2 protein-coding genes are annotated in these 7,349 nt (G+C 61.2%); one reads left to right on the forward strand and one right to left on the reverse strand.

The annotated features are described in order from the left end of the window. Window positions 1-11: 11 nt before the first annotated feature. Complete coding sequence (locus F8N85_RS23070; RefSeq protein WP_150805822.1) at window positions 12-1,118, forward strand: helix-turn-helix transcriptional regulator; 1,107 nt, start codon at window positions 12-14, stop codon at window positions 1,116-1,118. A 261-nt stretch (window positions 1,119-1,379) separates the two neighbouring features. Here the strand turns inward: F8N85_RS23070 and F8N85_RS35620 are convergent. Beyond that, window positions 1,380-7,349, reverse strand: a 5,970-nt coding sequence (locus F8N85_RS35620) for a cadherin-like domain-containing protein (protein WP_150805823.1), incomplete at its 5' end; no start/stop codon positions are given.

The following is a 7,349-nucleotide window of genomic DNA, read 5'->3' on the forward strand; positions in this document are numbered from 1 at the left end:
GGGCGGCAGGCATGGTGACTCAAGTACCCGAACAGCAGTTGTATGACGAACTTGTCGACCTGTGCTACGAGTGTGCGCTGGACATGACAACCTGGCAGCCCTTGCTGGAACGACTGGTCGAAGCCAGTGGTCATCAGCAGATTTGTTTGTTCTACACCCGTTACCAGAAGCGCGATGCTCAAACCGCGACGACCATCAACTGCTGCACTTCTGCAGGATTGAACGGCTTCCAGGAGCAGGCGTGGCAGCTTGCCCCCGGTCTGGATTTCAGGGATTCCCGCACCTCGGGTTGCTGGTACAACGAACTCATCGATTTCGGCGCCGGGCATGCCCTGCAAGACCCGGATGATCAGGCGTCCCGCCTTCCCCATGGGCTGCATAATGTCGCCAGCGTGAGGCTCGATGAGCAGGTCGACTCGGGCATCTACCTGACCGCACTCCACGAGGTCGGCGCGCCCTCTCCCACTGCAAGGCACTTTGCGCTGCTGGAGCGAATCACCCCGCACTTGCTCAAGGCGGTCAAACTGTCTGCCAGGATCAACTGCCTCGAACTGGATCTGGCCAAGCACGACCTGCTGCTGGACCATCACACGGCCCCGCTCTGGCTGCTCGATGGCGAGGGTCAGGTGCTGCACTGCAACGGGCCGGCGCGGCACCTGAGCCTGAGCGGTTCACCACTGTTTGAAAAATTCGCCCACCTGCACAGCACCACTCAAGACACCCGCCTGCGGGCACTTATCCGCCGTGCCGCGGGCAAAGACGGCAAGCCCCTGGCCGGCTGGCTACGCCTCGACACCAGCGAATCGCAAGAGCTACTGGTGACTCCGGCTCCGCTCGAGGCGGGCTGCAACCGGCACTTCAATAAGCCTTTGGTGCTGCTGGCATTGCTGGAAAAACGCTTGCCCAGCCGGCTACTGGCCGAGCTTTTCCAGCTCAGCCCGGCCGAACACCGGCTGGCCGAACGGCTGGCTCAGGGGCTGACCCTGGAGGACTGCGCCGCGCGCCTGAACGTCTCGATCAACACCGTGCGGACCCAACTGCGAGCACTGTTCCGCAAAACCGGCACCACCCGGCAGGCGCAACTGATCAACCTCTTCACCCGGTTGATTGGGGGGTGAGGACTGGTTTGTCCCAATGCCAGTCAGTTAAGCACTGGGGGCCCCGAAAAGATCGCAGCCTGCGGCAGCTCCTACAGAGGGGAAAAGTGTACGCCCACCACATTGCAGGTGTACCCGGTCGGCGTAGGAGCTGCCGCCAGGCTGCGATCTTTTCGGCGGCGCCGCAAATGCCGGATCAAAAGATCGCAGCCTGCGGCAGCTCCTACAGGGGGGATTGCGAATACCCACCACACGCAGGTGTACTCGGTCGGCCCCGGTACCCTAGACGTACAACTGCACATCACTCGCCGTCAGGGTCGACACACCGGTCAGGGTCACCACCGCGACCGCGTTGCCGTTGGCGGCGCCGTCGGCATCGTAATAGAGCGTGTGGTCATTCTGGTTGAACACCAGGTGCGCTCCAGCTACCTCGTTTAGAGTGCCGCTGACATTGGCCAGCGTCTCGGCGACGGTCTGGCCTTGCAGGTTGAACAGCCCGCTGTTGAGCGCCAGTACGTCACTGCCCTGGGTGAAGTCGGTGATCATATCGGCGCGATTGCCCGGCAACTGGGCGAACTGGAAGGTGTCGGCACCGGTGCCACCGCTGAACCAGTCGGTTTCAACGGTGCTGCGGATCAGGTTGGCCGAGGCGTCGCCGGTCCATTCGAGGTGGTCGACGACGGGGTTGCCGTTGGCGTCGTAGCGTTGGGTGTGGATACCGGAGGCACTGTTATTTCCACGGGACATCCAACTCACCACATAGCCGCCATCGATGAGTGCACTAATTGCCGGCTGCATCTGACCATCGAGAGTGGAAATGTAGACACACACCTCCCCTCCCACAGCTGAGCCGCCAGTATCATAGCGCTGCGCGTAAATGCCGTTGCCATCCTGACCGGCAGACTCCCAACTCACCACATATCCGCCATCGCTGAGCGTGCAAATTGACGGTTGCTGCTGACTGTCGAGCGTGGTGCTGTTAACTTGCACCTCGCCGCCCACAGCTATACCGTTGGTGTCGTAGCGCTGCGCGTAGATACCGAAACTGCTGCCGTCCTGCCTGAAGGACATCCAGCTCACCACATAGCCACCGTCAGCAAATGCCGCCACGCTCGGTTCGACCTGGTGATGCGCGGTGACGGTATTGACGCGTAACTCGACGCCCAAAGCTGAGCCGCTGCTATCGTAGCGCTGCAAGTAGATACCGTAGCCGTCACCATCCCCGCTGGACATCCAGCTCACCACATATCCGCCATCAGAGAGCGCCGCCACGCTCGGGGTAAGCTGATCACTCGCAGTGACGGAATTAACTCGAACCTCAACGCCCACAGCAGAGCTGTTGCTATCGTAGCGTTGCGCGTAGATGCCGAAACCGCTGCCATCCTGGTCGCTGGACATCCAGCTCACCACATAGCCGCCGTCGGACAGCGCAGCCACAATCGGATTGTCCTGATCATTGGTGGTAACTGTGTTGACACGCACCTCCATGCCCACGGTTTCACCACTAGTATCGTAGCGCTGCGCATAGATACCGAAGCCGCTACCATCCTGACCGCTAGACATCCAGCTCACCACATAGCCCCCGTCGGCCAACGCAGCCACACTCGGGCTTTGCTGGTCACTAGCGATTGTGCTGTTGATGCGCACCTCATTGCCTACCGTTGCGCCGCTTGTATTGTAGCGCTGCAAGTAGATGCCGAAGCCGCTACCATCCTGGCCGCTGGACATCCAGCTCACAACATAACCACCGTCGCTGAGTGCACTGATTGCCGGTTGCTGCTTACTGTCGAAAGTGCTGCTGTTGACCACCAGCACTTCGCGGCGAAGAGCCTGCAGCTGCACGCCATCACTAAACTGCAACGATTCGAAATCGTGCAAGATATCTATGCCTTCATTGCCGTCTGCGGCATTCAGGTCATTGACGCTGATCTGATCAAACGCCTGCACAATGATGGCGAAATCGTGCTGGCTACCATGGTACAGCGCTATGTCGTGGCCTTCTCCACCGAACAAGGTATCGTTACCCCCGCCTCCGGCTATGCGCTCGTCGCCACTACCTAGCTGGACCAGGTTGTCACCAGCATCACCTTCCAGCGTTAGCGTGTTAGTGACCGTCTGGCCACTGACGTCGTAGCGCTGCGCATAGATATCCCAGCTGTTGTTCTCCTGGCCAAAGGAAATCCAACTCACCACATAACCACCGTCGGCCAACGCTGCCACGCTCGGGCTCTGCTGTTCGTTATCAGTGACGGTGTTTACACGTACCTCGCCGCCCTGTGCCGTGCCGCTGGCATCGTAGCGCTGCAGATAAATGCCGGTGGTGCTGCCGTCCTGTTCGCTGGACATCCAGCTCACTAAATATCCGCCGTCGGCCAACCCCGCCACGCTCGGGCTCTGTTGATCGCTGGCAGTCGTACTGTTAACCCGCACTTCGCCGCCCACGGCTGCACCACCGGTATCATAGCGCTGCGCGTAGATACCCCAACCGCTGCCATCCTGCCCCCTGGACATCCAGCTCACTACATAATCGCCATCGCTGAGAGCACCGATCGACGGGCGCAGCTGGCTCTCGACAGTGCTGCTGTTAACGCGTACCTCGCCACCCACCGCTGCACCGCTGGCATCGTAGCGCTGCGAGTAGATGCCATCACCGCTGCCGTCCTGCCCCTCCGACACCCAAGTCACCACATAGCCACCGTCTGCCAACACCACCACGGCGGGGTCGCCCTGACTATTCGCGGTGCTGGTATTGACGCGCTCCTCGCCCCCGACAACAGCGCCGGTTGCATCGTAACGCTGCACATAGATGTCCCAGGAGTTGGTCTCCTGGCTGTAGGACATCCAGGAGACCACATAACCGCCGGCGCTGAGCGCGCTGACCGCTGGTTGCTGCTGACTGTCGAGCGTGCTGCTGTTGACGCGCACCTCGCCGCCCATAACCGAGCCGCTACTATCGTAGCGCTGTGCGAACACGCCAGCACCGCTACCGTCCTGGCCACTGGACATCCAGCTGACGATATATCCGCCATCAGCCAACGCAGCAACACTCGGATCGACCTGATCATTCGCGATAGTGGTGTTGACGCGTACCTCGCCCCCCACAGCTACGCTGCTGGCATCGTAACGCTGCGCGTAGATGCCGTAGCCGCTGCCGTCCTGGTTGATGGACGTCCAGCTCACCACGTAACCACCATCAACTAACGCAGCCACGCTCGGGCTATACTGGTCACTGGCGGTAGTAGTATTGACCAGCACCTCACTCCCCAAAGAGCCATTGACCGTGATCGTGCCATTGGCAAAGCGCAGTTGCTCGACCGCTTTGATCTGGTCTCGCCCCGCCTCGCCACTCCCTGCGCCCGCCTCGACCGCCAGATAGCCATGCGGATCGAAGGTGAAGGTGTACTGGCTAATACCGGCGCTATAGCGCGCGCTGTCGCTGCCTGCTCCACCGTCGAGCCGATCGTTGCCAGCACCGCCGTCGAGTTCGTCATCGCCCGCGAGGCCAAGCAACGTGTCATTACCGCCGTGGCCCAACAGGCGGTCGGCCGATGCTGTGCCGGTCAGCGGATCGTCGCCGGCACCGCCTTCGATCAGATTGATCACGCCGCCTGCTGGCGACGTGGCAGGCGAGAAGTTGTCGAGGGTCAGTGTTGCCGCATTGGTATTCTGCAGTGTAATAACGGTCTGCCAACTGTTGGTGGCCACACCCACACCGTCCCGATCCCACTGCAGCAGCGTGTCGGCACCTTGCTGCACCAGCCGCAGGTAACCCAGCGCCGGATCGAACGGATTGCCGGCACTGTAGCCGCTGCTGTTGGTCAGCAAGGTGGTGATGTCGAGGATGTCGCCCGTGACGCCGGGAGCGAAGTCGCTGACGAGCAGTTGGCCGATGGAGTTAGGCTGCAACTGGTAGGTGTCACGTCCACTGCCACCGATGACCGTGGTGACGGAATTGACGTTGCTCTGGTTGACATTAATCGTGTCGTCACCGGCACCCGCGTCGAGACTGTTATTGGCGACCTGGCCGGACCCATCGATATCCCTCAGGATATCGTTGCCATCACCGCCAAGGAGCATATCGCTACCCTCACCTGCGGACAGAGCGTCATTACCGCTACCGCCGTCGAGCGTGTCGTTGCCATTACCACCGATCAAAGTGTCGTTGCCGGCCAAGCCATAGATCGCATCGTCGAACACGCTGCCAGTGAGCAAGTCATCATTGGGCGTGCCGACCAGTGTGCTAAGCAGGTTCAACGTGAAGTCATCGCTCGCCGAGAGCCCGCCCGAGTCAGTCGCCGTTACGGTGATGGCAATTCCCCCTGGTTGGGTGCCTGCCGCAGGCGTGCCACTGAAACTGCGGCTCGGCCCATCAAAGCTCAGCCACGCCGGTAATGGGTCACCATTGGCCAAGCGGGCAGTCAGGACCAGGCTGTCGCCAGCATCGATGTCAGCAAAGGTATTCGCCGGCAACGTGTAGGCAACCGCTTGCCCTAGCCCGTTGAGTTGGTCGATCAAGGCCACCTGCAGTGTCGGTGCATCATTCACCCCTAGCAGGCTGAAGCCCTGGGTAGCGGCGGCTGAACCGCCGTTACCATCGATCACCTGGTAATTAAACGTGACCGCGCCGTTGTAATTGGCATCCGGCGTGAAGGTCCAGCTGCCGTTTCCGTTATCGGCCAACGTGCCATGGTTGGCGCTGAGGTTGGTGACGGACAAGGTATCGCCGTCCGGATCGCTGGCGTTGGCCAGCAGCTGGGCGGCGGTGATCGAATAGGTGCTGTCTTCCGTGCCATTGGGCAAGTTGACCGGTCCGCTGACGGTAGGCCCATCGTTGACCGCGGTGACATTAACGCTCAGGGTATTGGCGTTGACCGCGAAGGCCGTGCCGTCGCTGACCTTGAAGCCGATGCTGGCGTAGTCGCTGCCATTGCCATTGAGCGCCGGGACGAATTGCAGTTTGCCGGCGTCGAGGTCGGCCTTGCTGATGACCTGGTCCTGAACCACCGCGATCCAGCTGCTGCCGTTGTGGTACTGCAGGCTGCCGAGCACTGGCAGGCTGGTAATTTTCACCGCGGCCAACGGGGTATTTTCCGGGTCGCTGTAGATGCCGAAGTCGGCGCTGCCGAGGATGACTGGCGTGTCCTCCAGGGTGGTCCGGGTGTCGTTGGTGGAAGTCGGCGCGACGTTGACTGGGCTGGTCGCCGCGGCCTTGAGGGCAGCAGCGTTCCAGGTCACGTTGTTGTCGAAGCGCACCCGGTCGATCTCGTAATCGAGGCCCAGATAAAAATTTTTCAGGGTCAGGGTCTGCGAGGTCGCCAGCACCACCATCTGCAGGTCGTTGCCGCTTTGCACGAAGCGCACGTGGTTACTGTTGAGCCCCACCAACTGCACGGTATCGATGTCGGCGCTGACACCGCCACTGTTGTCGATCACGTCATTGCCGTAATTGGTGCCATACAGGTAAGTGTCGCTGCCGCGGAGGCCGGCGAGCAGGTCATCGCCGGCACCGCCATCGAGGCGGTTGATCCCGGTGTTGCCGGTCAGGCTGTTGGCCAGGGCATTGCCGGTGCCGTTGAGATTGGCACTGCCGCTGAGTTCGATATTTTCCAGGTTGGCGCCAAGGGTGTAGTTCAGCGAAGTACGGACAGTATCGTTGCCGCCCCCTGCCAGTTCGATCAGGGTGTCACCGAGATTATCGAAGACATAGATATCGTCGCCGCTGCCACCCGTCATGCTGTCGCTACTGGCACCCCCATCGAGCAGGTCATTGCCGGCATCGCCGTTCAGGGTGTCATTGCCGATGCCGCCGAGCAGCGTGTCATTGCCGTCGCCGCCCTGGAGCAGGTCGTTGCCGGCACCGCCGTCAAGCAGGTTGTTTCCGGCATTGCCGATCAGGGTGTTGGCCGCCCCGTTGCCGGTGCCATTGAGGTTGCCGCTGCCGGTCAGGGTCAGGCGCTCGAGGTTAGTGCCCAAGGTGTAGCTGATGCTGGCCTGGACCAGATCATCCCCGGCGTTGCTGCCCTCCACCACCCCATCGCCGGCGGCATCCACCACAAACGTGTCATTGCCCAGACCGCCTTCCATGCGGTCGTTGCCGCTGCCGCCGTCGAGGAAGTCATTGCCGCCGTTGCCATACAGCGTGTCATTGCCTCCCAGGCCCAGAAGACTGTCATCGCCGGGATTGCCGTTGATCACGTCGGCGCCGTTGGTTGGTACCACCGGCGGGTAATAGAGATTGGCCAGTGCCTCGGT

The organism is Pseudomonas fluorescens (assembly GCF_902497875.1).
Lineage (GTDB): Bacteria > Pseudomonadota > Gammaproteobacteria > Pseudomonadales > Pseudomonadaceae > Aquipseudomonas > Aquipseudomonas fluorescens_BR.